Source organism: Chryseobacterium sp. FG46 (assembly GCF_057809135.1).
On the sequence record NZ_JBMDJJ010000003.1, the window covers coordinates 112,937 to 138,468 of the forward strand.

Genomic DNA, 25,532 nt, shown 5'->3' on the forward strand with positions numbered 1-25,532 from the left:
GAGAGGTGATGAAAAACAAATTAAGAAAGATAGTCATCGATAATAATGAATATTTGTATTCGGTTACGGATCAATTGAACGCTGGAACTGAAATTAATACTCTAACATTGAAAGTTTTTCTAAGAGGGCATAAACAGACTCCTTTGATCGTTGAGTTTGTAACAGTTGATCATTATATTATGGGTCAGCCTTTAAAATCCGGTATTAAGTTGAGAAGTAAAATAACAAATTCAGAAGATACCGTTAATCTTAATGAGCCAAAGTACATTAAATAGTTTATTTTGCTTGGATTAAGAAATGGATGGTCAGGTGTTAATTCAATAGCAGTTCAAGATGGATTGGATTATTTGTGTCAATTAGGTTTTGAAGTAGACCAATTAATTCTCAAGAAGTAATAGATATCAATTTTGAAAACCTGCTAAAAAAATATTTTAAAATCGCCTTAATAGAAACAGTCTTTTCTCTATTAAGCGGTTTTGTCATATCTTTGTAATATGATACGTATTACAAAAATTTTTACATTCGAAACGGCTCACGTGCTTTACAACTACGATGGGAAGTGTAAAAATATGCATGGACACTCTTATAAGCTGTTTGTAACAGTGAAAGGGAGACCGATTAATGATATTGAAAATCCTAAAAATGGAATGGTGGTAGATTTCGGAGATATCAAAAGTATCGTAAAATCTGAGATCGTGGACGTATGGGATCATGCGGTCCTTGTCAATGCGCTGTCTCCTCATAAAGAACTGGGAGATGACCTTGAGCAGAAAGGACATAAAGTAATCTATTGCAGCTTCCAGCCAACCTGTGAAAACATGTTGTACGCCATTGCTGCTAAAATCAAATCAAGACTTCCCGAAGGAATTTCTTTAGCCTATCTTAAACTTCATGAGACAGAAAACTCTTATGGAGAATGGTTTGCAGAAGATAATCAATAATTTTTCACAAAACTCAGAAGGTGTTAAAAACAACAATTAATTTAGAACCTGGAAAAAAAGTATATTTCGCTTCGGATCAGCATTTTGGTGCTCCTACACCCAAGGAAAGCAAGGTGCGGGAGGAGAGATTTATACGCTGGATGGATGAGATCAAAGAAGATGCTCAGGTTTTGTTTTTAATGGGTGACCTTTTTGACTTCTGGCATGAATGGAAGCATGTTATTCCCAAAGGATATGTCCGGGTGCTTGGGAAAATTGCAGAATTGAAAGACAGAGGAATTCATATTTATTTCTTTGTCGGAAATCATGATCTTTGGATGAAAGATTATCTGGAAGAAGAGATTGGCTGTACCGTATTCTATCAGAAACAATATTTTGAAATGGGAGGGAAGCAGTTTCTGCTGGCCCACGGAGATGGCTTGGGACCCGGAGACAAAGGATATAAAAGAATGAAAAAATTATTCACAAATCCTGTGGCACAATGGTTCTTCAAATGGCTTCATCCCGATATTGCGATGAAAGTGGCATTGTATCTTTCCCAAAAAAATAAAATGATCTCAGGAGAAGAAGACAAAGCTTTTCTGGGAGAAGATAAAGAGTTTCTCATCATTTATTCCAAAGAAAAGCTGAAAACCCAGAAGATTGATTATTTTATCTATGGACACAGGCATCTGCCTATGGTACTGGATCTGGACCATAATGCAAAATATATCAACCTTGGAGACTGGATTTCCTATTTCACGTACGGGGTTTTTGAAAAAGATTTTGAACTGAAGACTTTTCAAAAATAAAGCAAAAAAAATTACCCCTAAAAGAGGTAACTTTCGAACGGGTGGAAAAACCCACTCTTGTTTTTAATCCATATTCCAAGTAACACATTGCAATAAGTCTACCAAAATAGGTTTAATACATTAAAAAATTATTAAAAAACAATATTTTATCTCTGTAATTGCCTTGTAGTAAGGGATTAAAAAACTCAAAAATTATGGAATTGAAAAATATATTCAACATACAGACTGAACAGGATTTCCTGAATGCCTCATTGAAAACATTTCGTTATCAATATGAAAATGTTGAAATATATAGGAAATTCGTTGATTTTCTGAAGGTTAATCCCGATGAGGTCAACAGTCTGGTGAAAATTCCGTTTCTTCCTATTGAAATGTTTAAAAACCATCAGATTCTGGATAAAAATATTGATACGGATCTTTTCTTTCAAAGTTCAGGAACAACCCAAATGAACCTTTCAAAACATTTCATCGCAGATACTGAGCTTTATGAGGAGAGTATTTACAAAAGCTTTGATCAGTTTATCGGAAAACCGGAAGATTTTATTTTTCTGGGGCTGCTTCCAAGTTATCTGGAGAGACAGAATTCATCACTGATCTATATGGTAGATTATCTGATGAAAAAATCCGGGAAACCGGAAAACGGATATTTTCTTTATAACCATGCCGAACTCTTTGAACTCCTGAACACATTGAAGGATAAAAAAGTGATTCTTTTCGGAGTTTCCTTTGCTCTTCTGGACTTTTTGGATTATTGTCATGAACAAAGCGAAGAATCCATGAACTTCCCCGAAAATTTAGTGGTAATTGAAACCGGCGGTATGAAAGGGCGAAAGGAAGAAATGACAAAGGATGAATTGCTGAAAATATTACAGGAAGGTCTTAAAACAGAGAAAATCTATTCCGAATACTCTATGACAGAGTTGCTTTCACAGGCTTATTCCCTTGGAAATAATGAATATGAGTGTCCAAACTGGATGAGAATTATGGTTCGCAACGCAGAAGATCCTTTAGCTTATGAAAAAGAAGGCCGAACAGGAGCTATTAATATTATTGATCTTGCCAACACCCATTCCTGCTCATTTATTGCAACACAGGATTTGGGAAAAATAATAGGAGATAAATTTCAGGTCTTAGGAAGAATAGATCATTCCGATATCAGAGGATGCAGTCTGCTGGTAAGCTAAAAGTTAAATATAAAAGCAATTGTGAATCGTCAATTTGCTTCGCTTGTCAATTTTTGTATGATCATAATAAATAAAAATACCTTGCGGCTTTTGCTGAGTGAAACAACTCTGCGAACATTTTAAACAGTAGGTAAATAAAAAAACTTTGTGAACTTAGCGTTTACAATATTGACTTTTAGGAGAGCGCATCATCATTAATACTTTTTACATTGTACATTTTACAATTATATCAATGATCAAAATAGAAGAACTCATACACGCCTACATTCATTCCCATTGCGATTTTGAAAAAGAAATCGTACTGACGAATTATTTTCAGGCAGATTGGGAAGCAGATATCTTAATCATCAATTCAGAAGGTGAAAGTCATGAAATTGAAATTAAACTTTCAAAAAGTGATTTTAAGAATGATTTCAAAAAATCATACCTGAATAAAGATACCGGAGAAAAATTTCTGAAACATGATAAAATTTCCTGTGGCGATTATGTATGCAATTCCTTTAGCTTTTTGCTTCCAATGGGAATGGTAGATGCAGCCCTTATCCCTGAACACTGCGGAATCATAGAGTTCTATCATAATGTTGATACCTGGGAAACTGAATTTTATCTGATTCGCCAGCCTAAAAATCTTCATAAGGATTCTTACTGGAAACTGAATGACAAGGATCTTTTTATCAGAAAAATGGCTCTGAATCTTCTCCAGCGTAAAATGGAAATCAAAGGAAAGCATGAAGAGCTGATCTTTAAAAATCCTTTTGAAATCAAAAAATTAAAATAAAAAAATCCTGCCGCCTGACAGGATTTTATCATTGAATGTTATTTTAAAATTAATCTGCAATTTCAGCAGTATCTCTCTGAAGTAAGAACTTGTAGATTAAACCTCCTACAACTCCTCCCAAAATAGGAGCTACCCAGAACAGCCAAAGCTGTGACATTGCAGTTCCTCCCACAAAGACTGCCTGAGAAAGTGATCTGGCAGGGTTTACAGAAGTATTCGTAATCGGGATAGAGATCAGGTGGATCAAAGTAAGGGCAAGACCAATAGCAAGACCTGCAAATTTACCATTCGCCCACTTATCCGTAGCTCCCATGATTACTATAAGGAAAAATGCGGTTAATAAAAACTCAGCAAGAAATGCTGCTCCCATACTGAAAGCTTTTCCGTTATAAACGGCTTCACCGTAGAAGTTGGTGGCGAAATCTCCGGGTTTTGAGAATTCTACCGCTCCGGCTCCGTTAAGAATTGTGTACAGGCATCCTGCTGCTACAATTGCGCCCAGACATTGTGCTACAATGTAAGGAATAAGGTCTTTTGCAGAAAATCTTCCTCCTGCTAAAAGTCCAAACGAAACTGCCGGATTAAAATGCCCTCCTGAGATATGTCCTACAGCATAAGCCATAGTAAGAACAGTAAGACCGAAGGCTAAAGCAACTCCTAAAAGTCCGATGCCAATATCTGGAACACCGGCTGCGAAAACAGCGCTTCCACATCCTCCGAAAACAAGCCAAAATGTGCCGAAAAATTCAGCGAAAAGTTTTTTTATCATGTTGTTTATTATTAAAGTATCTCAAATGTAAAATTTAAATCTTAAAGTAAAAAGATAAATCTTAAAAATATTTCAAAAAAGAGAGAGCAAAAATTGTAAAATCTGTAATTTGGTGTAAAGTTTGTTTGGGATTTATTGAGAGAGTATAATAGTCAGTTTTGAAAGATATAACATAAATGTTTTATCTTTCATTTGTAATTTAAAAGGATGGTGAATGAGAAAGTTTTTTTGCGTGGTCTTTGTACCTTTTATTTATAGTTTACATTATTCACAGGCAGCTAAAAAAGCTTTTCCCTGCTATGATCTTGCCACTGTACTGAAGGTTGAACCAACGCCGCTTTATAAATCTCATCTTGATGCCTCAAAAAGTTTTGGGGTACAGCTGCTGAAAGATTCCAGGACCGTACAGAAATACATCAATAGTGGTAAATTCCACAAAGTAAAAAAATCCGGGAAGGGATATCATGTTCAAAGGCTTGATTACAGCAGGGCTTATATGGTATCAAAGGCAAAAACCACGCTGGAGAAAATAGCTTCTAAGTTCAGCAAGGATACAAAAGGTGGTACATTTACTGTTTCATCCATTACAAGAACGCTTGAAGATCAGTGCAGGCTAAGAAGAGTAAATTCTAATGCCTCATTAGGGATTAGTTCTCATAATTATGGTAATTCTTTTGATATTTCTTATGTAAGATTTAACAATGTTCTAAAATACAATCCGAAAATGGAAATAGCTCTGGAGAAAGTTTTAAAGTATTATGAGAAGATTGGTAGAATATATTATATCAAAGAGAAGCAACAGAGCTGTTATCATATTACTGTGAAAAATTATTAATGAAAATCTTCTTGCGTAGCATGTTTAGTTTGTATATTTTTATACGACTAAAAACTATACTTATGTCAACATTAAACATTGTAGACTATATGCTGCCTGGAGAAGAATGTAAAGCAGCGTTAAACCAGTGGAAAGCATCCCTTTCTGACTTTTCCAAAATTCAAAAACTTATCCCTACTAACTATGTTTTTAATATTTCCAGAGAACACCTTGAGTGGATGAAAGGGTTCAGGGAATATAAAGACTTTTGTGCTGCAGTAGGAGTTTACAGAGACAGATTGATTCTTATTTTTTATCCTATCAATAACGATGGGGTAAAAATAGATGCAAAAGAATATCCATACAGCTTCCTTACCGAGCTGGAAAAAGATTTGAGACTCCAGGAGATCCAGGAATATACTCTTATTAAAAATGCTGTTCTATCTAAAGATCTTGAAAGCATGGAGAAGAATGCCAATATGGGATTACCTGTTTCCAATACACCAATTCTTGAGCAGGACAAAGCCGTAGATGCTATTGAACGCTGGAGAAATCAAGGTATGGATTGGTTTTACAAAGAGAGCAGAGAAAATCAGGGAAGTGGAATCTTCAGAAAATTCTATGTTCCTACTGCAGACCTTTGCCTTTCTGATGATGGTTTGGCAGGTATTACCTGTTCTTTTGGTATCAGATACAATGATATTTATGGGAAAATGCTGGTAACTCTTATTTTTATCTCTTTCCGTGAAAACCTTAGGAATGCAGAACTTGGAGCCGAAGCTATTTCAAATACATACGATTGGGCAAAACCATGTCCTCCTATCTGCCGTATACCGGATGAAGGTGTAGGATGCGAATTTTAAATGATACACTGAGGAATGGCTGAACTTTATAAGGCAATTTTATTCCTGAACTATGCACTGCTCCTATCTGTTATACTGCTGGGAGCAGCAAAATACCGCATATTAAATCATAAAGAAAAGCAGTATTTTCATTGTATTGCTTTTCTTTTTTTTATTGAACTGCTGAATCTGGCTTTGCCTTATATCTTCAGATTGAATGACACATCATTCCTTTATCCTTTATACATCGCAGGAGAGTTTTTTTTACTAACCGGTTTATTTATCAGGAAACTGGACTGGTCAAGATATGTTCTGTTAACTGTAGGTGTATTGGCTGCGGGCTTTATGATCTCGAAATACGGATTTGACTGTCCTGCAAATGCTGATATTGCGAAAGTGGTTTCCAATATTCTAATTATTTGCCTTTCCGGATTTGCCCTGATTCGCGAGATTAAAAATACCTCTGCTCAGAACCGTTTTCTTCTTGTAGATGCCAGTATTTTTTTCTATTACTCAGTTTCAGTATTTATTTTTATTATTCAGCATCAGATTGCCAATCTGTCGGAAAACGATTACTATACCATTCTCAGTGCCAATAATATTCTATCGAGTATTTTGTACTGTTCATTTTTATACACTTTTTTCAGATTAAAGAAGTAACTTTAAATATCAATCTGCTGATCCTTATAATTGTTACCATAGCAATTATAGTATCCTTTATTCTGTTGGCCTACAGAGCTTTTATTACCAGAATTATAAAGGAAAAAAACGTACAGCATGAAGCAGAAGTACTCCATCAGAAAAAATTAGTTCTGGAAAACATTAAAGCTCAGGAGGAAGAAAGAAAAAGAATTGCAGTGATGATTCATGATGACATCGGAAACCGCCTTAATATTCTGTCCTTATGGTTGAATAACCTTGATACACAGGGTGATGAACAGATCAAAAAAAATATCTACGGCCAGATGTCTTCGCTGATTGACGCAGCCAGAAGTATTTCCCATTCATTATACCCTGTAAATCTGGAGTCGGTAGGGCTGGTTTTATATGTTGAAGAATTAATAGCCAATCTTTCCCATAAAATTAATATCTCTTTGCAGGTAATGCAGGGATATGAAAAGAAAGATCTTTTCGTGGAAGTACAGCTGTACAGGATTATTCAGGAATTTACCACCAATGTGATCAAGCATTCGGATGCAACGGATATCTGGATTTACATTAAAGATTATCCTGATAATATGGCAGTGGTAATTTCTGATAACGGACAGGGTTTTGAATATGAAAAAGTGAAAAAAGGAATGGGAATCAAAAATATAGAATCCCGTATCAAATCTATGAACGCAATACACAAATGGAAAAAAACTTTTTCGAATAAAGGAAGTCGTTTAATCATAAAAATTCCAAAATATCATGAGTTCCCAAATCAAACTAGCACTGATTGATGATGAACAGCTGATCCTCGAAGGGGTAAAAATGCTGCTGTCCAATGAAAAAAATATATCGGTTTGCCTTACCGAAGATAACGGTCCTGATTTTATAGAAGACCTCGGAAAACTTTCAAAAGATGAATTTCCTGATATTGCTCTCGTAGATGTTCAGATGAAACCTATGAACGGCTTTGAATTGGTAGAAATCCTCAAAGAAAAATATCCGGATCTTAAAATTATTATTCTGTCATCCCATTATAAGACCTCTATTCTGGGATACATGGTCAAATTGGGAGTATCAGCATTTCTTCCCAAAAATTCAAATAAGAAAACCTTTATTGATGCCATCACAATGGTGGATAAAAATGGGGTATTTTTCACGGCTGAAGATCATCAGATGCTGTTTACTTATATGAACAGCTCTGCCAAAAAAAATTCTCTGTTTGAAACTGAAGATGAATTATCAGAAAGAGAAAAAGATGTGGTAAAACTGATCTGCCAGGAATTGACTAACAACGAAATTGGAGAAAAACTCTTTATCAGCCCAAGAACTGTAGAAAGCCACAGGCAACGTATTCTTGAAAAAATAGGAGCCAAAAATACAGTGGGAATAGTGATTTATGCTATTGTCAACAATATTTACTCTCTTGAAAAAATTTAAATTGATTCCGTAGAAATACGGAATTTTTTATTTGGTACTTTTCACTCTAGCTAACCTTGTTTTTCTTCTGTTATTTTGGAATGTCTCTTTTAGGGATGTCAGTTGAAAAAAACACAACAGGATCTTTAGTAAAAAATTAAAGTAGAAACATGAATGGTAACAGAGTGATTTCCGTCGGGATTTTCTTTGACGGTACAGGAAACAATGGGGTCAATATTCTTTCACCGGATAAACCGCTGAACAATAATGAAAGCTACTATGGTACTTTCAGCAATATCTATAAATTATACAGTCTGTTCCTTGGAGATCAAAAGATATATATTGAAGGAATTGGTACTGTAACAGGGAATGAAGATAATAATTTTGCCATGGCAACATGTGCAAACCCGCCGTATGGAAGCGGATATTCATCTGATGATAAACTTCGGAAAGCCGGAGATTTTGTACAAAAAACAGCCTGTGATGAGACTAAGGAATATCATTTCTACATCTATGGATTCGGGAGAGGAGGTATGCTGGCAAGAACTTTCGGTAATCAGCTTTTGACCTTTTATGCGGTAGGAAATTGTAGAATAAAATTTTTAGGACTTTTTGATACGGTAGAGTCCAAACCTTTCAATACTTATAATATGAAGATATCTTCACAGGTAGAAAATGTTTTACATTTCTGTGCAGTCAATGAGAGCAGGTTTTTCTTTCCGCTTACCGGTATTTTTGAGAATTCGAAAACAATGCAGGATCAGAAATCAGAAAATAAGTCATCAGTTTGGAAAGAAATATTTGTCCCAGGAGATCATGCTGATATTGGAGGAGGCTATCTGGAAGGATCGCAATCTGTTTATATCTCTACAGATTTCATAAATGTTGATGATCTGCATAATTATGTTTCAGATATCAGAAATACAAAAACCAATGCTGAGGGAAATAAAATCTGGGATGCTTTACTCTCAGGATATAAAGTGGAAACAGTGGATGGCATTTCACAGGCGTATGTTTGCCGTGATAAAGTATACAATGACCTGTCAAAAGTATATGGAAAACTGATGATGGACGAGACCAATACCATATTGTCAGTATTTAGTACAGAAAATGAAGCCTACTTCGGAACAGATTATAATAAACATGCTTTTCTCAATAGGTATTATATCAAAATGAAAGAATATCTGAGGGACCTTTCCGGAAACAAAAAGCCAATATATGATTTCGGAATATTTGCAGATTATACTCATATTTCGTCAAACTTCGGATTGTACAGTAATAGTTTCCGGGATAGAACCCAACGTGAAATTAATATTGAGCTGATCAATAACGGATTAAATGTATCAAGCAGTACCTCCGTTGATGAAACAAGCCGGACAAAAAGGCTTTCCTTAGAACTCCATCTGCCGGAAGACAGCTTTGTTGCTGACTTTCTTTATGGAACAAACGTGCCCAACAATGATATCTGGGTTCGTTCTATTATAAAAACGCCGGCAGCTGTTAGATTAAATGAATGGAAGAATTAGTGAAAAGACTTCTCAGTTTTAAATTTAGGTTAGGGGACATCTTATGGTGTCTCCTTTTTAAAGGGTAACATCTACCTTCATAGAAGGAAAAAGCTTCGAAACTGGCTGCTTTTTTTATTTCTCGTCTATTCATTTCTTTTTCCGTATTTTTGCACCCGAAAATTCATTATTCATTACTAATTATTAATTAAGATGCTTTCGGTTCAAAGTTTAGGGTTACACCATTCAGGAAATTATTTATTTCAAAATGTCAATTTCACCATTAAAAAGGATGATAAAGTGGGTCTCGTTGGTAAAAACGGAGCCGGAAAATCCACTTTATTGAAAATGCTTTCCGGAGAAATTAATTTCTACGAAGGAGAGGTTGTGACGGAAGGTAGTGTTACCATTGGTTTTCTTAAACAGGATCTTGATTTTGTAAAAGGAAGAACGGTATGGGCTGAAACCATGCAGGCTTTTGAGCAGATCAATGCCTGGAAAGATGAGCTGGAAGAGGTGAATCACCAGATGACAGTGAGAACTGACTATGAGAGTGATTCCTATACGGATCTGATTAATAAAATGACCGAACTGAATGACCTTTTGATGAATCATGATGCCTACAGTCTTGAAGGCGATATGGAAAAGGTATTATTTGGTTTAGGATTTAAAGCAGATGATTTCCAGAAAATCACCGATGAATTTTCCGGAGGATGGAGAATGAGAATCGAATTGGCAAAATTACTTCTTCAGAAGAACGATATTATGCTTCTCGATGAGCCTACCAACCACCTGGATATGGAATCCATCATCTGGCTGGAGAACTTCCTGAAAGATTATCCGGGAGCTATTGTTCTGGTAAGTCACGATAAACAGTTTATGACAGCGGTATGTAACCGTACTTTTGATATCAACAACAAAAAAGTTGACGACTATAAAGCGAACTATTCCAAATATCTTGTCATGAGAGAAGACCGCCGTGAAAAACTGATTCAGGCTAAAAAGAATCAGGATGCGGAGATCAAGCAGATGGAAGATAACATTAATAAGTTCCGTGCAAGTGCTACCAAAGCTTCTTTTGCGCAGTCACTTATTAAAAAATTAGATAAGATTGAACGTATCGAAGTGGATAACGAAGACGTTTCAAAGTTCAATATCCGTTTCGTACAGTCTATGGTTCCGGGGAAAGTAATCTTCGAAGCCATCAATCTTGGAAAAGCGTACGGGCAGAAGCAGATTTTTGATGATGTGGATTTTATCGTTCAGAGAGGAGACAGAATTGCTCTTTTAGGACAGAACGGACAAGGAAAAACAACTTTGGCTAAAATTTTAGCCGGAGATATTAAAGACTATTCCGGAACATGGAATCTTGGGCATAATGTTAACATCGGATATTTCGCTCAGAATCAGGAAGAGGTTTTAACACCTAATAAAACAGTTCTGGAAGAAGCAGAAGATGCAGCAACAGAAGAGACAAGACCAAGAGTAAGAGATTTATTAGGATCTTTCCTTTTCCAGGGAGATGCTGTTACTAAAAAGACAAAAGTACTTTCCGGAGGAGAAAGAAACCGTCTGGCACTTTGTAAACTGTTACTTCGTCCTTTCAACACGCTGATCATGGACGAACCTACCAACCACCTGGATATCCAGTCTAAGGAAATTATCAAGCTGGCACTGCAGAATTTTGAAGGAACTTTAATTGTAATCTCGCACGACAGGGAATTCCTTCAGGGGCTGTGTGATAAGATCTACGAATTCCGTGACGGGAAAATGAAAGAATTCCTTGGAGATATCAACGAATACCTTGAGTACAGACAAAAGGAAACCATCAGAGAAATTTCTGCAGAAAAGGCAAAACTTCACAGCGAAGTAAAGGTAGAACCTAAGAAAGTAGAAGAAAAACCTGTAGTAACGAGCAGTCAATCTTCAAATATTGTAAGTAAAGAGCAAAAAAATATTCAGAATAAAATCAAAAAAGTGGAAGAGAAAATTTCCGAGCTTGAAACAAAAGTAGAGCAAATGGAAGCTTCTTTTGCCAAAGAAAATCCTTCAGACGAAACTTTAGAACAATACAATAAAACTAAGGAAGAGCTGGATAACGCTTTACAGGAGTGGGAATATCTTGGAACCCAACTGGATTAATAAAAAATAGAAATGCTTCATAAACCAAAAATTATGAAGCATTTTTTTTGTAACAAAAACATACTCATTTCTACATATTATCAATAGTTGTTAAGTAATTTAATAAAAGTTTAAGGAAACAATTAAATTATTTTCATAATTTTGAACCATGATTTTTAAAGAAAGCAGAAACCTAAAGAGTTTTATCTCCAAGCTGTTGTTTGGAGTATATTTCCTTGCGCTGCTTTCTCAAAGCTTTCACCATCACGATTCGGTAGACTATTTTAAGGCTTTTCATCTTAAAAAAGTTGAGAATACGATGACGAAAGCCGTTACTAAAGAGAAAGCTGGCGACTGTCTGGCCTGCCACTTTTTGGTTACCGGACATACATTAGCTCCTGAAGAATTCAACTTTACTTTTGAGCATTACAGCCATGAAGTAAAACAAATTATCGCCGTTCAGGAGAAAATCTGGTCACAGACCAAATTCACCTTCCAGCTTCGGGGACCGCCCGCAATTGCATAATTCATAGATTCTATAGGGTTTAAAGTTTTGTATTTTAAAGTTCAATGTTTACTGCTTTAAATTCAATGTTTAAAGTTTAAGGTTTAAAGTTGTTGGGAAAACACCTGATTATCTGTAATTGATATTTAAATAATGTTCAATTACTAATTTCTAACCTCTAACTTCTTACCAGAAATACATTGTACAATCAATCGAACCCTTCCCACAAATTTTAACGAAAAATGTACCCTGTTGAAAAGGGTGCGCAATCAATCTATTTACAATGAAATTGATATATTGCCTGCTGCTGATCTTTTGTGGATCAGTATTTACAAGTGCACAAAAAAATTATACTGTAGAGGGAACCGTTCAGGATTTCCATGATAAAACATTGCTGGAAAATGCTGTGATTAAAATCGGGAACTTTACAGCCAAAACCAATAAGAAAGGTCAATTTTCTTTTGACAAAATTCCTGCAGGAAAGTATACACTCATTGCTCAACATCCTGATTGCAATGATTATACTGAAAATATAGGAGTTGATAAGGATGTTCAGCTGATGATTACACTGGAACACCACATTAAAGATATCGAAACGGTTACCATTCACGGAAGTCATAAGAATAATGGAAGTATGGTGGTGAAAACACTTGATAAATCAACGCTTTCACGAAATGTTACCGAGAACTTAGGTAATTTATTAACCAATATTTCTGGTGTAAATGTTCTGAAAACAGGAAATAACATAGCTAAGCCTATTATCCACGGTCTTTATGGAAGCAGGGTTTCCATCCTTAATGATGGGGTGAAGCTTGCTGAACAGGAATGGGGAGTAGAACACGCTCCTAACGTGGATGTCAATAATTTTGAACATATTGATGTCATCAAAGGGGCATCAGCTTTGAAATATGGGGCAGGTGCTGTAGGTGGGGTTGTTGTTTTACAGCCTCAGGTTTTGCCAAAGAAAGATACTATTATGGGAAATGTTTCTCTTTCCGGGATTTCAAACGGAAGAGGCGCTGATCTTAATGTAAAACTCGCAAAAACATGGGAGAATGGATGGGCTGTAAAAACCAATGGAAGCTATAAAAAACTAGGTGATCTTGAAGCTCCTGAGTATGGTTTGATGAATACTGGTCTTGAGAGCTCAGGATTTAATTTTGGTGTACAGAAAATGACATTTGAAAAAGGCTTTTCTTTTGATTATTATCTGACCAAAAGTACTGTCGGAATTCTTAGAAGTTCTCACGTAGGAAACTCTGAAGACCTGCGTAATGCTCTTACATCTCCGGAGCCAATCTATCAGAGAGATTTTAGTTATGATATTGATAATCCCAGACAGGAGATTGAACATCATATTGCTAAAGTTTCGGCTTACAAAAGGTTTGAAAATTTTGGAAAAATAACGGCTACTTACAGCTTTCAGTACAATCATAGAAAAGAGTATGATATCAGACGTACAGAAGCTTTGAGCAAAAAACCGGCATTGAATCTTGAGCTGATCACCAATGATCTTAATGTAAATCACCTGATAGAAAGAGGAAACTGGAATCTTGAGACAGGGATTAACGCAGGGTATCAGAACAACTATTCCAATACGCAGACCGAGGCAAGACGTCTTGTTCCTAACTATGACAGATATTATGCAGGAATTTATTCTGTACTAAAATATAAAATTGTGCCGGAACTGGATCTTGAACTGGGAGGGAGATATGATTACGATCATTATGATGTAACAAAATGGTTTGGTCTGAGCGACTGGAATAAAAAATATGCTGCAGATTATTCAAATTTTGTAGTGAGAATAGATCAAAATAGAATTCTCACAAAACCATCATTAACGTATAATAATGTTTCAGTAAACGGTGGAATTGTCTATCACCCATCCGAATATTTTAACCTGAAATTCAATTACGCCAGAGTTTCAAGATCTCCAAATATCGCAGAGCTTTTTGCAGACGGGCTTCACCATTCTGCAGCGATCATTGAGAGAGGAAATATGAGAATGAAGAGTGAAACCGGAAATCAGTTTAATTTAGTGGCAGACGTAAAAGCAAATGTCCTAAAAGGATTGAACATTTCTGTAAACCCATATTTCTTTTATACTCAGAATTTCATCAATCAGATTCCTACAGGTTATCTGAATACACAATGGGGTGGAGCTTTTGTAGAGTATAGTTATCAGCAGATCAATGCAAAAATGTATGGATTGGATATCGATGCTCAGCTTAAAATTACAGATAATCTGACGTATAAAGGAAGCGGTTCCTATGTGTATGGACAGGACACTACTCATGATGTACCGCTTATTTTAATGATGCCGCCGAATTTTAACAATTCCTTGGAATTCAGTAAAAAAGAATGGAAAAACTTCTATTTCACAGTGAGTAACAATACTTATCTGAAACAGACAAGATTTCCTGTTTATAACGTTCCGATCAGATTATTCGATTCGGACGGAAATCCTTACAATGAAGAAGTGGATATCTCCACACCTCCAAACGGATATTCCCTTTGGAACCTTCAGACAGGGGTGAATCTGTCTAAAAATTTCGGAATTGATTTTTCAGTCCGAAATGTATTCAATACGTCTTACAGAGATTATCTGAACAGACTTCGTTTCTTTTCCAATGAAATGGGAAGAAACTTTATTTTAACTCTTAAATATCAATTTTAATTACTTAAAATCAAAAACATGAAAAATATTTTTAAAAATACAACGCTTATCTTAGGACTTTTATTCTTAGCCGTTTCTTTAAGCTTAACATCTTGTAACAGAAGTGATGATGAAGCAGATGATCTTCCTCAGGAAGAACTGTCAGATGTTCTTTTAAAAGTAACGGATGAAGCTACAGGAGTTCCTGTAGTTTATGATTATCAGGTGAACAGTACCACGAACCCTAATGTTAAACTGATCAATGGCCACACTTATAATGTAGAAGTTCTTTTCAAAAATGGTGACGAAGACGCTACTCAGGAAATTAAAGAAGCAAAAAATGAACATTTCCTGGTATACAACTTTCCAAACTCAGATATCACCTTAACCCGTACAGATGATGAATCTTCCAAAAGAGATGATGGAAACCGTGTTGGGTTGAAAACAAAATGGGTGGTCAATACTGCTGTAAAAAATGCTTCTGCACCTAGTCAGCTGGTTCTTACATTATTCCATGAGCCGGTAACAGTTTCTGAAGCTTCTGCTGTTAGTGGAAACGGAGTGATTTACGGAACTCACACAGGAGGAGAAACAGACGCACAGGCCAACTATAATATTATTAATTAATATACCTTTAATCTTGTTTGGGCCACCGGAATTCTCCGGTGGTTTTTTATTTAACAATATTTGGCGTTATAAGTTGATTTTAAATGAGTTTTTTTCATAAAAAATTCCTATTTTTGCAACCTAAAATTTTAATCAATAATGAAGGTTACCGCACAAAACCATGATGACGTAAGTGCATTGCTTACAGTAACATTGGAAAAATCTGACTACAAAGAAAAAGTAGAGAAGCAGTTGATTAATTATGCTAAAAATGCGCAAGTTCCTGGATTCAGAAAAGGGAAAGTGCCTTTGAGTATGGTTAAAAAACAATATGAAGCAGGTATTGCATTTGAAGAAATCAACAGACAGGTTTCTGATGCTTTAAACAACTATGTTAATGAAAACAAATTAAGATTAGTTGGTCAGCCTGTTCCTCAGCCAGTAAACGAATTAGATTACAATGCTGATCAATTAGAAGTTGCTTTCGAAGTAGGATATGAGCCTGAATTCACTATAGATTTAGCTAAATATGAAGCACCTCATTACAAAGTAGAAGCTTCCGATAAAGAAATCAGCAAGAGTATTGAAAACATGCAGAAGCGTTTCGCAGAGCAGGTTCCTCAGGATAAAATCACTAAAGATTCTTACATTGCTTTAGAAGTTTCTCAGGTTGTGGAAGAAGATGCTGAAGGAGAGCACCACCACCACCCAAAAAACCTTACCATTACAGCTGAAAACAAAGAAGCTTTCAAATTGGTAAAAGGTTTGAAAATGGAAGGATCTGTAAAAGTAACGAAAGAAACTCTTGCAGGTGACGAAGAATTAGCTAAAGAATTAGGATTCAGCAAAGAAGAAGTTGAGCATCTGCACCACAATGAATTAGAAGTTAAAGTGAAAGATTTCTATTCATTAAACTTGGCTGAACTTAATCAGGATCTTTTCGACAAAGTATACGGAGAAGGAAACATTAAGTCTGAAGAAGAACTTAAAGATAAAGTTAAGACTGAATTAGACGAGTATTTCCAACAGAATGCTGATGTTCACTTCGTGAATAAAGTATTAGAACAAGTAACTGAGAAAGAAGAAGTAAAACTTCCTGAATCTTTCCTTGTGAAGTGGTTATTATTCTCTAACCAGAATATTCAGTCTGAAGATCAGGCTAAAGAAATTCTTGAAGCTGAGAAAAACCAGTTGAAATATCAGATCATCGAAGGTAAATTGATGACTGAAAACGAAATCAACCTTGATTATGCTGATGTATTGGCTCAGGCTGAACAGTTAGTGAAAAACCAATTGGCTATCTACGGAATCCACCACTTAGGAGATGAAGAAATCCAGAAATATGCTGTTGAAATGTTGAAAGACCAGGAGCAGGTAAGACAAATTTCCTCTGAAGTAGCGATGGCTAAACTGAAAGATGTAATTCTTGAAAAAGCGAGCAAAAAAGAAACTAAAATTTCTCACGACGAATTTTTAGAAGAACTTAAGAAATAATTATAGTCAGATATAAATATTTGAAAACCGTCAATTCTTTGGCGGTTTTTTTATTATAGGTCTCCTTTTGAAAATGATTGATTAAAAGATCATATGTACCATCCATCAATTATCATTCATTACTAATTGCTCATTACTCATTACTTCTTTGTATGTCCGCCAATATTCCTATATTTACCCTTTAAACTTTATTATAATATGAAAAAGATCATCATTCCGTTTTTCTGCGCAGTACTTTTCTCAGTACCTGCAGCAGCTCAGAAAAAAGCGGCTGCATCTGCTAAAACAGAAGCTGTGAAATCAAAACTTACACCTAAAGAAGTTGTTGATAATTATTTCAAAGCATTAGGTGGAAAAGATAAACTGGACGCTGTAAAATCTACTATTACTGATAACACAGTTGCTGTGCAGGGAATGGAAATCCAAATGACCACTAAGAAATTAGGGAATAAATTCAAATCTGTACAATCTTTCATGGGGAAAGAAATGGTGCAGCTTTTTGATGGGGAGAAAGGATATTTTGATCAGATGGGAACTAAAACAGATATTCCTGCTGACAAAATTGCAGACCTTAAAAAAGGGAAACCAATGGATGCTTTAGCATTTGATGCTTCTAATTTCCAGACTGTATCTACAGAAAAACTTGATGGAAAAGACTATAATGTATTGTCTTCAGACAAAGGAAAATTTTATTTCGATGCCGGAACAGGACTTTTATATAAGACGGATGCAGGGGAAGGTAAAGCAACCATTAAAAGCTATATGGCTGTAGATGGAATACAGTTTCCAGCTGAAGTAGAAGCTGAGGGAGGAGGTCAGAAAATGACAATTAAAACGAGCAAAGTGGTCATCAATTCCGGAGTTTCGGATGCTGATTTTAAATAAGAATTGCTTTTTAAGAGATAAAAACCGGGAATTTCCCGGTTTTTTTGTATAGAAGATGTACCCGAAAAGTACATAAGCTCGCTGAAAGTGCTATTGCGTTGTTTTAGAAATAGTTTGATAACTGAATTTTTTTAATTAAAATAATGAAACCTTAGTACGATATAATATTTTTTTTGTTTTATAAAGGTAATATTATAGTGGATTTATCATAATTTTAGAGTAAAATAAGAAAACGACATTATTTTTAATTAGTCTATTTTAACTAAATGATGAATGTTTTTAATTAAAAATCAATTTAAGCAACATAAAAACAATAATTTGTTTTCATTTTGTTATAATTACATTTTTTAACTTGAATTTAACCCTCTGACAAAGACTCATCGCCGTAAGAATCGATATTTTTGAAAGGTCAAAAAATAATGTAGATGAAAAGAATGTTATCTTCGTTTTCAGTCATCTTCCTGATGGCTGTCAATATGTATGGACAAAACATCCCTGTGGATCCGTCCTTAAGAATTGGTACTCTTTCCAACGGAATGAAGTACTACATCAAAAAAAATGCTTTACCTGAGAAAAAAGTAGAATTCCGTCTGGCGATCAATGCCGGATCTATTCTTGAAGACGAAAATCAAAGAGGACTGGCTCACTTTATGGAGCACATGAATTTCAATGGAACCAGGAATTTTCCGGATAATAAATTAGTAGATTTTTTACAGTCGATTGGGGTAAAGTTCGGTCAGCACCTTAATGCTTCTACAGGTTTCGATGAAACAGTTTACATGCTTCCTGTTCCGTTGGATAAACCCGGTAATCTCGATGCCGGACTGAAAGTGATGGAAGACTGGGCATTTAATGCGACACTTTCTGACGAACAGATCAATAAAGAAAGAGGAGTGGTACTGGAAGAACTAAGATTAGGTCTTGGACCCGATAAGAGAATGATGGATAAATACCTACCAAAGCTTTTATACCAATCTCAATATGCAGAAAGACTTCCTATTGGTAAAAAAGAAGTAATTGAAAACTTCAAACCTGATCTTATCCGAAAATTCCATCAGGATTGGTACAGGCCCGATCTGATGGCAATTGTTGTAGTTGGAGATATTAATGTAGATGAAATCGAGAGAAAAATTAAGGATAATTTCAGCAAATATAAAAATCCTTCAAAACCTAGAGAAAGAAAATCTTTTGATCTTCCGAATCACAAAGAAGCACTGGTAGCTATTGAAACTGATCCTGATGCAACAGGTTCAGGAGTACAATTCATTATTAAAGATTCTGAAGCGTACAAACCGGATATAACGGTTCAGCAGTATGATCAGAGTATTGTAGAAAGTCTTGTGAATATGATGCTGAACAGCAGATTGGCAGAACTGGTTAACTCTACGAATCCACCCTTTACTTATGGATCTGTTTACCACGGAGGAACTTATGCAAGAAGTAAAGAAGCATTTCAGGGAGCAGCAGCTACAAAAGACGGTGATCAGCTGAATGCACTGAGAGTCCTTTTGGAAGAAGTGGAAAGAGCAAAAAGATTCGGATTTACCCAATCTGAATTGGACAGAGCAAAAGATCAGATGCTTTCATCTTATGAATGGGCCTACAACAACAAAGACAAAAACCAAAGCGGTGATCTGATAGATGGTTATGTGAACAATTTCTTGAGACAGGAGCCAATACCTGGAATTACCTGGGGGTATGAGCATATTAAAGAAATCCTTCCAACCATAGCACTGGAGCAAACCAACGGAATTATCAAAAAGTTTGTAAAAGATGACAGCAGGGTAATCGTCATTACAGGGCCCAAAAAAGATAATATTAAAATGCCGACAGAGGCTATGGTGCTGAATACATTTGATACTGTTAAAATGGCTGATCTTAAACCTTATGAAGAAAAAACTAAAATTGAAAGTCTGATAAAACTTTTCAAATCTGATGGAAAAATAACAAAAACGGAAACGGATGCCAAATTAGGAACAACCACCTGGACATTAAGCAACGGAGCTAAAGTAACCTTCAAAAAAACAGATTTTAAAGACGATGAAATTGTTTTTGCAGGAATAAGCCTGGGAGGTGTCTCTGTCATTCCGGATGCCGATTACAATACAACAAAATTTGCATTCGATGCTTTGCTGGAAGCTGGATTAGCCGGTCTTTCCAAAACAGATCTTACCCATTATCTCGCAGGAAAGCAGGTAAGTGTAAGCTCTTATGTAGGTGGTCTTACAGACGGGGTCTCCGGAACAAGTTCGAAAAAAGATCTGAAAGCAGCTATGGAGTTGATTTATGCCTGTTTTACAGACTTGAATTACAATCCCGAATCATTCAACGCCTACAAAACAAAGAAATCTGCCATGCTGGCGAATGTAGATTCAGATCCGCAATATTATTTCTCTAATGAATATTCCAAATTTATCAATCAGAAAAACCCAAGATTTACAAGCCTTGAGCCTACCGAAAAAGATTGGGCAAATACAGATTATAAAAAAGCCTATGATATCTACAAACAGAAATTTGCCAATGCAGGTAATTTCCACTTCTATTTTGTAGGGAATATAGATGAAGGGCAGCTTAAAAATGAAGTCCTGCAGTATATTGCTTCACTTCCTGCAACAGGAAAATCATCTACATTTAAAGATACAGGTTACAGGCCACTGAAAGGAGGATACACAAAAGTTTATAAAAAAGGAAAAGAGCCGAAGAGTCTTGTAACAATTTCTTACAGTGGTGAAGCGCCTTATAATGAGAAGGAAGCTTTGGCGCTTTCAGCTCTTGGAGAAGTAGCTACGATTAAAGTTCTTGAAAAACTGAGAGAAGACGAAAGCGGTATTTATAACGGAGGTGCAAGCGGAAGTTTCAGTAAAATCCCATATAGTGCCTATGATTTTAGTATCAATTTCCCTTGTGGTCCTGAAAATGCAGATAAGCTTACCCGAAGTGTAATGACCGAATTACAGAAATTAATAGATAAAGGACCGGAGCAAAAGGACCTTGATAAATATAAAGAAGGAGAATACAATGAATATCAAACCAGCCTTAAAGACAATGGATTCTGGCTGCAGGGCATTGCCCGAAATCAATTAGACGGAAGTGATCAATATACTATTCTGAATTACCCGGATAAAGTAAAAGCACTTACTGTAAAAGACCTCCAGGATGTTGCCAAAAAATACCTCACAAAGGAAAAAAATATAGCGACACTAATGCCGGAAGCCAGATGGGAAAAAGCTAAAAAAGATGAACCCAAAAAGCAGGAATAGTGAACTAATTCATTTTTTTCTTTACCGTAAGCAATAAGAAAACCGCAGATCTCTCTGCGGTTTTTATTATTTCATTCAAATACGTATCAGTTAAGAACCATATTCTTTTTTCCATTCTTCAGCGGCTTCGCTGAGAACAGTATAAAATTCTTCACCATATTTTCTCGTCAGTGGAGTTTTTAAAAACTTATAAACAGGAACCTGAAGCTCTTTTCCAAGCGTACAGGCATCGCTGCATACATTCCACTCATGATAATTCAATGCGGTAAAGGAAGAATATTCCGTAACACGGATCGGGTAAAGATGGCATGAAATAGGCTTCTGCCAGTCTACAGCACCATCTTCATATGCTTTCTCAATACCACATTTGGTAATTCCTTTTTCATCAAAGGTTACATAGGCACACTCGCGGTCCTCCACCATGGGAGTAACATACATTCCGTCGTGTGGATCAGTAGTCCATGTTCCCTGTTCTTCAAGGGCTTTAATTCCTTCCTGGGTAAGGTAAGGCTTTATTTTATCAAAAATACTGTCCAATATTTCAAGCTCGTCTTTATCCAACGGAGCTCCCACATCTCCTTCCACACAACATGCACCTTTACATTTCGTAAGGTTGCAAACAAATTCTTCGGAAAAAATTTCCTCGGAAATCAATTTATCGTCTATCTGAATCATAATTTTTTAAAATAAATCAAAAACTGTACCCGCTTTGAAGGTCAGTAAACTAATAATAATAAGCCATACACTGGCTTCACGCATCCAGTATTTAGGTAAAAATCTCATCATTCTGCTCAGAATAATACTTGAAGGAAAGGCCAGAAGAAGCAGATATTCATAGCTTTTATTCATATATAGAATGATGGAAATAAGCTGTGCTACAGAAAAGACCAGCAGGAAAGTATATTTATACCTGCTTATCGGACTTTTCTTGTTATAATTTTTAAAATGGTCATACACTGCATAAATAAGCATCAGCAATACAGGGATCAACGGCAGAAGTTCCGTATAATCTGTTACCGGTTTCATTTTTCCAAACGGAAAATAATCAATATTCCATGAAGTGAACTGAACGAAATACATTACAGAGAAATAACTGAACGCAATCAGACCAATTCCCAAAAGAAACCTGAAAAGATTCAACCCGATTTTGGCAGAGGTTGCAACCACGTGTATGATTACAAAAACAGCCATAGGCCACGTGGTAGGAAGAAATATAAAGTTCAGGGCAACAATAGATCCTACCAATACATAGGACTTCTTTCTGATATCTTCATCTGTACTTGTCAAAAGAAGTATAAGAAAGGAATTGGTAAGCAGAGAAACGGCAATTCCTATATCCAGGTTTCCGGGATACAGCCCGAAAATAAAAAAGGTGTATAAAAATAATGGCAGATGGGTCTGATAATTAAGGGCAATACTGTGAAAACCAAAATATCCCAAAGCAATTCCCAGAAAAGTTATTCCGGCAACTATGGCTTCATATGTATTGAAATTCAGTATGTTAAATATTATTACTACTAAAAGAAGAAAACCAATATAAACAGGAATTGAAAAAATATTGCTTTCTTTTGAAAGTAATTTAAACATTTTTTATAAATTTGTACAAAGTTAATTTAAAAAAGGAAAATAATGACGTCTTTCTTTCTATTCTTAAGCAAAGTTTTCAAATGGACTTTCGGTTTCTTTGATGCGTTTGGAAATGTTTTAAACTGGATTCTATTTATAGTTTGCTGTGTACTATTTACTTATTGGTGCTACGTACTTGTGGTTACGCTAGGTGGTGACAAAGATAAAGACTATTATTCCCCAACGGAAGGTAAGCATCCTTACTACGATCCGAATATCTACAAAAAAGAAGGTTAATTAATTGGTTATATAGTAAAAAACCGATCAAACATTGTGATTTGATCGGTTTTTTTATTACTAACGATTAAAATTTTATTTTTTAGTCGTGAATCGGAAGTACCAGAACAGGAATAGTTGAACTTTTAGTAATTCCTTTGGTTAAGCTTCCCACGAATACATCATAAATTCCGCTTCTGCCGTGTGATCCCATCACAATATAATCTGCATTTTTTTCCTTTGCATGTTCCAGAATAATATCTTTCGCAAGTCCTTGTTTTAAAAGATGCTCACAATCGATATCATGGCTGATGATTCTTTGCTCAATTTTATTAAGCTGCACCAGCTCTTCTCTGATTTCGTTGGCTTCCACTTCCGGAAAATATTGAAATCCCATATCACCAATGGCAAAGCCGATATCTGATGGTGCTACGTGGATCAGGTAAATTCTGCCATTAAGCTGTTTTGCAAATTTTATGGCACCTTCTACCAATTGGTCTGTCTTGTCCCCAAAATCTACGGGTAATATAATATTTATCATAACCTCTGGTTTTGTTACCTAAAGATAGGAAAAATTTGTCAGACTTTAATATTAAATACTTATAATATTCGGATATCAAGGATTTTTTCCTCTTCAAGGTAAGCTTCCAGAATATCATTTTCTTCTACTTTTCCAACCCCTTTTGGAGTTCCCGTGAAAATAAGGTCACCAACTCTTAACGTAAAATACTGAGAAGCAAAAGCTACAATATCATCAAAACTGAACATCATATCTTTCGTATTACCATGCTGTACTTTTTCTTTATTTTTTAACAATGAAAACTGAAGGTTCTCAAGACTGAAGTTCTCTTTTTTAAAGAAACTGCTTACCACAGCAGAGCCATCGAAACCTTTGGCAAGTTCCCATGGAAGGCCTTTTGATTTCAGTTCACTCTGAAGATCTCTCGCTGTGAAGTCTATTCCCAGGCCGATTTCTTCATAATGCTTATGTGCCGTCTCTTTCTGAATATATTTTCCTCCCTTTGAAATTTTTATTACCACTTCAAGCTCGTAATGAATATCATTGGAGAATTCAGGGATATAGAAATCATTTCCCTTCAGAACTGCCGTATCCGGTTTCATAAAGATAACAGGATTTTCAGGAATTTCATTTCCTAATTCTTTTGCATGCTCACTGTAGTTTCTTCCTATGCAGATTATTTTCATAACTCTTTTATTATATTTTTAACCTCGTCATTGCGAGGAACGAAGCAATCTTTTAGATCGTTTAATGATTATTGATTCCTAATTCCTAATAGATTAATGCGTAAACTCATTCCCGCAATAATAACATTTGAATTTATGGCTCGTCAGAATTGAAATTCCAAAGAAGCTGGTAGCACTGTCGTCCCTGTAAATATGATTGGAACCACATTTCGGACATACAAAATCAAATTCAGGATTTTCAATGGTGTGTTCTACTTCCAGCGAATACTGTTCATTGTCCTTATAATCCTGTAATACCTGCTTGGCTTTTTCCAGATCTTCTTCAAAAACCTGAAGCTGTATACCGCCTACCGCCTGTGACAAAAGCCAGTCCGACTGGATAAGCTGCTCATTCGCAATGAAACTGTTGATGCTGTTTTCAGCCAGTATCTGCTTGTCCCTGTTAGCTTCAAGGGCAGTTTCATAAAATTTAAAACGAACCAGTTCAGACATATTTAAAATCTGCTTGAGAGTTGAATTTTTGTAAAAATCTTCTTCGTATACAACGGAAAATCAGCATTCTGAAGCCATCCGAAATATCCTAAGTCTTTTTGGAATACAGCTTTAACACTCTGACCTTTATATTTTCCAAAGTTGAAAACTTCTTCCATTTTTTCATTATATCCGATAAATCCGGCAAGATCTGCATTCTTATTATGGAATGTAAACTCACTTAAAGGTGCTATTTCATTTGGAATATCGTCATATTTTCCAACCTGAGCATCCAGAACTTCAAATGTGGCCATTACATCAGCTTCTGCAGAATGAGCATTTTCCAGTGTTTTTCCACAGTAGAACTGGTAAGCAGCTCCTAAATTCCTGGGTTCTTTTTTATGAAAAATAGTTTGTGCATCTACCAGTCTGAATTTACTCAGATCAAAATCCATTCCTACTCTTAAAAGTTCTTCTGCCAAAAGCGGAACATCAAATCTGTTGGAGTTAAATCCTCCCAAATCACTTCCGGTAATCATTTCCATAATTTTAGAAGCAATATCTCTGAAAGTAGGAGCATCTTTTACATCTTCATCATAAATGCCGTGGATTTCGCTGCTTTCTTTAGGGATAAGCATTTCCGGGTTTACACGCCATGTTTTGCTTTCTCTGGAAGCATCCGGGTTTACTTTTAAAATACAGATTTCAACAATTCTGTCTTTTCCGATATTGGTTCCTGTGGTTTCCAGGTCAAAAATACAAAGTGGTTTATGGAGTTTTAAATTCATGTCGATG

At 35.7% G+C, this 25,532-nt stretch carries 26 protein-coding genes; 19 read left to right on the forward strand and 7 right to left on the reverse strand.

All coding sequences use genetic code 11. The annotated features are described in order from the left end of the window. Nucleotides 1–8: 8 nt before the first annotated feature. The 5 genes from ACODR7_RS03365 (at nucleotide 9) to ACODR7_RS03385 (ending at nucleotide 3,694) form a co-directional block, all read left to right on the forward strand. Nucleotides 9–275: a hypothetical protein gene (locus ACODR7_RS03365; RefSeq protein ID WP_488837274.1), complete on the forward strand. Its 267-nt coding sequence runs from the start codon at nucleotides 9–11 to the stop codon at nucleotides 273–275. Between the two features lie 219 nt (nucleotides 276–494). Further along, complete coding sequence (locus ACODR7_RS03370) at nucleotides 495–941, forward strand: 6-pyruvoyl trahydropterin synthase family protein (RefSeq protein WP_076596381.1); 447 nt, start codon at nucleotides 495–497, stop codon at nucleotides 939–941. Between the two features lie 20 nt (nucleotides 942–961). Continuing rightward, nucleotides 962–1,732, forward strand: a complete 771-nt coding sequence (locus ACODR7_RS03375) for a UDP-2,3-diacylglucosamine diphosphatase (RefSeq protein WP_488837276.1) — start codon at nucleotides 962–964, stop codon at nucleotides 1,730–1,732. A gap of 194 nt (nucleotides 1,733–1,926) precedes the next feature. Further along, the gene (locus ACODR7_RS03380) at nucleotides 1,927–2,916 is read left to right on the forward strand and encodes a LuxE/PaaK family acyltransferase (RefSeq protein ID WP_488837278.1); all 990 of its coding nucleotides are present in this window, start codon (nucleotides 1,927–1,929) and stop codon (nucleotides 2,914–2,916) included. 232 nt (nucleotides 2,917–3,148) lie between these two features. Then, entirely contained in the window at nucleotides 3,149–3,694 is a 546-nt protein-coding gene (locus tag ACODR7_RS03385) for a hypothetical protein (protein ID WP_488837279.1), read from the forward strand. A gap of 49 nt (nucleotides 3,695–3,743) precedes the next feature. Here ACODR7_RS03385 and aqpZ read toward each other — a convergent pair whose 3' ends face one another. Beyond that, nucleotides 3,744–4,460: an aquaporin Z gene (gene aqpZ, locus ACODR7_RS03390; RefSeq protein ID WP_488837535.1), complete on the reverse strand. Its 717-nt coding sequence runs from the start codon at nucleotides 4,458–4,460 to the stop codon at nucleotides 3,744–3,746. 217 nt (nucleotides 4,461–4,677) lie between these two features. Here aqpZ and ACODR7_RS03395 point away from each other — a divergent pair, with 217 nt between their 5' ends. From ACODR7_RS03395 to ACODR7_RS03455, 13 genes are all read left to right on the forward strand, one after another. Further along, complete coding sequence (locus tag ACODR7_RS03395; protein WP_488837281.1) at nucleotides 4,678–5,298, forward strand: DUF5715 family protein; 621 nt, start codon at nucleotides 4,678–4,680, stop codon at nucleotides 5,296–5,298. A gap of 62 nt (nucleotides 5,299–5,360) precedes the next feature. Further along, a complete protein-coding gene (locus ACODR7_RS03400) occupies nucleotides 5,361–6,140 on the forward strand; it encodes a hypothetical protein (protein ID WP_488837283.1) in 780 nt (259 codons plus the stop codon). A gap of 15 nt (nucleotides 6,141–6,155) precedes the next feature. Continuing rightward, nucleotides 6,156–6,779: a hypothetical protein gene (locus ACODR7_RS03405; RefSeq protein WP_488837284.1), complete on the forward strand. Its 624-nt coding sequence runs from the start codon at nucleotides 6,156–6,158 to the stop codon at nucleotides 6,777–6,779. A 65-nt stretch (nucleotides 6,780–6,844) separates the two neighbouring features. Then, the gene (locus ACODR7_RS03410) at nucleotides 6,845–7,561 is read left to right on the forward strand and encodes a sensor histidine kinase (protein ID WP_488837286.1); all 717 of its coding nucleotides are present in this window, start codon (nucleotides 6,845–6,847) and stop codon (nucleotides 7,559–7,561) included. Then, nucleotides 7,530–8,207 (forward strand): response regulator transcription factor, encoded by a 678-nt coding sequence (locus ACODR7_RS03415; RefSeq protein WP_488837287.1) that lies wholly within the window; start codon nucleotides 7,530–7,532, stop codon nucleotides 8,205–8,207. The genes ACODR7_RS03410 and ACODR7_RS03415 overlap by 32 nt, the downstream gene beginning before the upstream one ends. Before the next feature lie 149 nt (nucleotides 8,208–8,356). Beyond that, complete coding sequence (locus tag ACODR7_RS03420) at nucleotides 8,357–9,712, forward strand: T6SS phospholipase effector Tle1-like catalytic domain-containing protein (protein WP_488837289.1); 1,356 nt, start codon at nucleotides 8,357–8,359, stop codon at nucleotides 9,710–9,712. 192 nt (nucleotides 9,713–9,904) lie between these two features. After that, nucleotides 9,905–11,833, forward strand: coding sequence for an ABC-F family ATP-binding cassette domain-containing protein (locus ACODR7_RS03425; RefSeq protein WP_488837290.1), 1,929 nt, complete (start codon nucleotides 9,905–9,907; stop codon nucleotides 11,831–11,833). 148 nt (nucleotides 11,834–11,981) lie between these two features. Then, complete coding sequence (locus ACODR7_RS03430; protein WP_076596372.1) at nucleotides 11,982–12,338, forward strand: hypothetical protein; 357 nt, start codon at nucleotides 11,982–11,984, stop codon at nucleotides 12,336–12,338. Between the two features lie 262 nt (nucleotides 12,339–12,600). Next, nucleotides 12,601–14,994: a TonB-dependent receptor gene (locus tag ACODR7_RS03435; protein ID WP_488837292.1), complete on the forward strand. Its 2,394-nt coding sequence runs from the start codon at nucleotides 12,601–12,603 to the stop codon at nucleotides 14,992–14,994. Nucleotides 14,995–15,012: 18 nt separating this feature from the next. Then, nucleotides 15,013–15,600, forward strand: a complete 588-nt coding sequence (locus tag ACODR7_RS03440) for a hypothetical protein (RefSeq protein WP_488837294.1) — start codon at nucleotides 15,013–15,015, stop codon at nucleotides 15,598–15,600. 138 nt (nucleotides 15,601–15,738) lie between these two features. Beyond that, nucleotides 15,739–17,073 (forward strand): trigger factor, encoded by a 1,335-nt coding sequence (locus ACODR7_RS03445; protein WP_488837296.1) that lies wholly within the window; start codon nucleotides 15,739–15,741, stop codon nucleotides 17,071–17,073. Nucleotides 17,074–17,271: 198 nt separating this feature from the next. After that, nucleotides 17,272–17,958: a hypothetical protein gene (locus tag ACODR7_RS03450; RefSeq protein WP_076596368.1), complete on the forward strand. Its 687-nt coding sequence runs from the start codon at nucleotides 17,272–17,274 to the stop codon at nucleotides 17,956–17,958. Between the two features lie 425 nt (nucleotides 17,959–18,383). Continuing rightward, complete coding sequence (locus ACODR7_RS03455; protein ID WP_488837298.1) at nucleotides 18,384–21,218, forward strand: M16 family metallopeptidase; 2,835 nt, start codon at nucleotides 18,384–18,386, stop codon at nucleotides 21,216–21,218. 90 nt (nucleotides 21,219–21,308) lie between these two features. Here the strand turns inward: ACODR7_RS03455 and ACODR7_RS03460 are convergent, their stop codons facing one another. Next, nucleotides 21,309–21,893 carry a DUF3109 family protein gene (locus tag ACODR7_RS03460; protein ID WP_136522083.1) on the reverse strand — a complete coding sequence of 195 codons (585 nt, stop codon included), beginning with the start codon at nucleotides 21,891–21,893 and terminating at the stop codon, nucleotides 21,309–21,311. 6 nt (nucleotides 21,894–21,899) lie between these two features. Then, the gene (locus tag ACODR7_RS03465) at nucleotides 21,900–22,805 is read right to left on the reverse strand and encodes a DUF6427 family protein (RefSeq protein ID WP_076596365.1); all 906 of its coding nucleotides are present in this window, start codon (nucleotides 22,803–22,805) and stop codon (nucleotides 21,900–21,902) included. A gap of 42 nt (nucleotides 22,806–22,847) precedes the next feature. Here ACODR7_RS03465 and ACODR7_RS03470 point away from each other — a divergent pair, with 42 nt between their 5' ends. Further along, a complete protein-coding gene (locus ACODR7_RS03470; protein WP_047434770.1) occupies nucleotides 22,848–23,081 on the forward strand; it encodes a DUF6341 family protein in 234 nt (77 codons plus the stop codon). A gap of 82 nt (nucleotides 23,082–23,163) precedes the next feature. On the opposite strand, the gene ACODR7_RS03475 is transcribed toward ACODR7_RS03470, so the two are convergent. The 4 genes from ACODR7_RS03475 to ACODR7_RS03490 form a co-directional block, all read right to left on the reverse strand. Then, nucleotides 23,164–23,601 (reverse strand): universal stress protein, encoded by a 438-nt coding sequence (locus ACODR7_RS03475; protein ID WP_488837301.1) that lies wholly within the window; start codon nucleotides 23,599–23,601, stop codon nucleotides 23,164–23,166. A 59-nt stretch (nucleotides 23,602–23,660) separates the two neighbouring features. After that, nucleotides 23,661–24,266: a fumarylacetoacetate hydrolase family protein gene (locus ACODR7_RS03480; protein ID WP_488837303.1), complete on the reverse strand. Its 606-nt coding sequence runs from the start codon at nucleotides 24,264–24,266 to the stop codon at nucleotides 23,661–23,663. Between the two features lie 93 nt (nucleotides 24,267–24,359). Then, nucleotides 24,360–24,758, reverse strand: a complete 399-nt coding sequence (locus ACODR7_RS03485) for a putative signal transducing protein (RefSeq protein WP_488837305.1) — start codon at nucleotides 24,756–24,758, stop codon at nucleotides 24,360–24,362. Between the two features lie 2 nt (nucleotides 24,759–24,760). Beyond that, nucleotides 24,761–25,525, reverse strand: coding sequence for an exonuclease domain-containing protein (locus ACODR7_RS03490; protein ID WP_488837307.1), 765 nt, complete (start codon nucleotides 25,523–25,525; stop codon nucleotides 24,761–24,763). Nucleotides 25,526–25,532 lie beyond the last annotated feature (7 nt).

What these genes read in the sequence shown, in the direction of transcription:
- ACODR7_RS03365 (WP_488837274.1), top strand. Translation starts at nt 9, where the DNA reads ATGAAAAACAAATTAAGAAAGATAGTCATCGATAATAATGAATATTTG.
- ACODR7_RS03370 (WP_076596381.1), top strand. Translation starts at nt 495, where the DNA reads ATGATACGTATTACAAAAATTTTTACATTCGAAACGGCTCACGTGCTT.
- ACODR7_RS03380 (WP_488837278.1), top strand. Translation starts at nt 1,927, where the DNA reads ATGGAATTGAAAAATATATTCAACATACAGACTGAACAGGATTTCCTG.
- ACODR7_RS03385 (WP_488837279.1), top strand. Translation starts at nt 3,149, where the DNA reads ATGATCAAAATAGAAGAACTCATACACGCCTACATTCATTCCCATTGC.
- ACODR7_RS03395 (WP_488837281.1), top strand. Translation starts at nt 4,678, where the DNA reads ATGAGAAAGTTTTTTTGCGTGGTCTTTGTACCTTTTATTTATAGTTTA.
- ACODR7_RS03400 (WP_488837283.1), top strand. Translation starts at nt 5,361, where the DNA reads ATGTCAACATTAAACATTGTAGACTATATGCTGCCTGGAGAAGAATGT.
- ACODR7_RS03405 (WP_488837284.1), top strand. Translation starts at nt 6,156, where the DNA reads ATGGCTGAACTTTATAAGGCAATTTTATTCCTGAACTATGCACTGCTC.
- ACODR7_RS03415 (WP_488837287.1), top strand. Translation starts at nt 7,530, where the DNA reads ATGAGTTCCCAAATCAAACTAGCACTGATTGATGATGAACAGCTGATC.
- ACODR7_RS03420 (WP_488837289.1), top strand. Translation starts at nt 8,357, where the DNA reads ATGAATGGTAACAGAGTGATTTCCGTCGGGATTTTCTTTGACGGTACA.
- ACODR7_RS03425 (WP_488837290.1), top strand. Translation starts at nt 9,905, where the DNA reads ATGCTTTCGGTTCAAAGTTTAGGGTTACACCATTCAGGAAATTATTTA.
- ACODR7_RS03430 (WP_076596372.1), top strand. Translation starts at nt 11,982, where the DNA reads ATGATTTTTAAAGAAAGCAGAAACCTAAAGAGTTTTATCTCCAAGCTG.
- ACODR7_RS03435 (WP_488837292.1), top strand. Translation starts at nt 12,601, where the DNA reads ATGAAATTGATATATTGCCTGCTGCTGATCTTTTGTGGATCAGTATTT.
- ACODR7_RS03440 (WP_488837294.1), top strand. Translation starts at nt 15,013, where the DNA reads ATGAAAAATATTTTTAAAAATACAACGCTTATCTTAGGACTTTTATTC.
- ACODR7_RS03445 (WP_488837296.1), top strand. Translation starts at nt 15,739, where the DNA reads ATGAAGGTTACCGCACAAAACCATGATGACGTAAGTGCATTGCTTACA.
- ACODR7_RS03450 (WP_076596368.1), top strand. Translation starts at nt 17,272, where the DNA reads ATGAAAAAGATCATCATTCCGTTTTTCTGCGCAGTACTTTTCTCAGTA.
- ACODR7_RS03455 (WP_488837298.1), top strand. Translation starts at nt 18,384, where the DNA reads ATGAAAAGAATGTTATCTTCGTTTTCAGTCATCTTCCTGATGGCTGTC.
- ACODR7_RS03460 (WP_136522083.1), bottom strand. Translation starts at nt 21,893, where the DNA reads ATGATTCAGATAGACGATAAATTGATTTCCGAGGAAATTTTTTCCGAA.
- ACODR7_RS03465 (WP_076596365.1), bottom strand. Translation starts at nt 22,805, where the DNA reads ATGTTTAAATTACTTTCAAAAGAAAGCAATATTTTTTCAATTCCTGTT.
- ACODR7_RS03470 (WP_047434770.1), top strand. Translation starts at nt 22,848, where the DNA reads ATGACGTCTTTCTTTCTATTCTTAAGCAAAGTTTTCAAATGGACTTTC.
- ACODR7_RS03475 (WP_488837301.1), bottom strand. Translation starts at nt 23,601, where the DNA reads ATGATAAATATTATATTACCCGTAGATTTTGGGGACAAGACAGACCAA.
- ACODR7_RS03480 (WP_488837303.1), bottom strand. Translation starts at nt 24,266, where the DNA reads ATGAAAATAATCTGCATAGGAAGAAACTACAGTGAGCATGCAAAAGAA.
- ACODR7_RS03485 (WP_488837305.1), bottom strand. Translation starts at nt 24,758, where the DNA reads ATGTCTGAACTGGTTCGTTTTAAATTTTATGAAACTGCCCTTGAAGCT.
- ACODR7_RS03490 (WP_488837307.1), bottom strand. Translation starts at nt 25,525, where the DNA reads ATGAATTTAAAACTCCATAAACCACTTTGTATTTTTGACCTGGAAACC.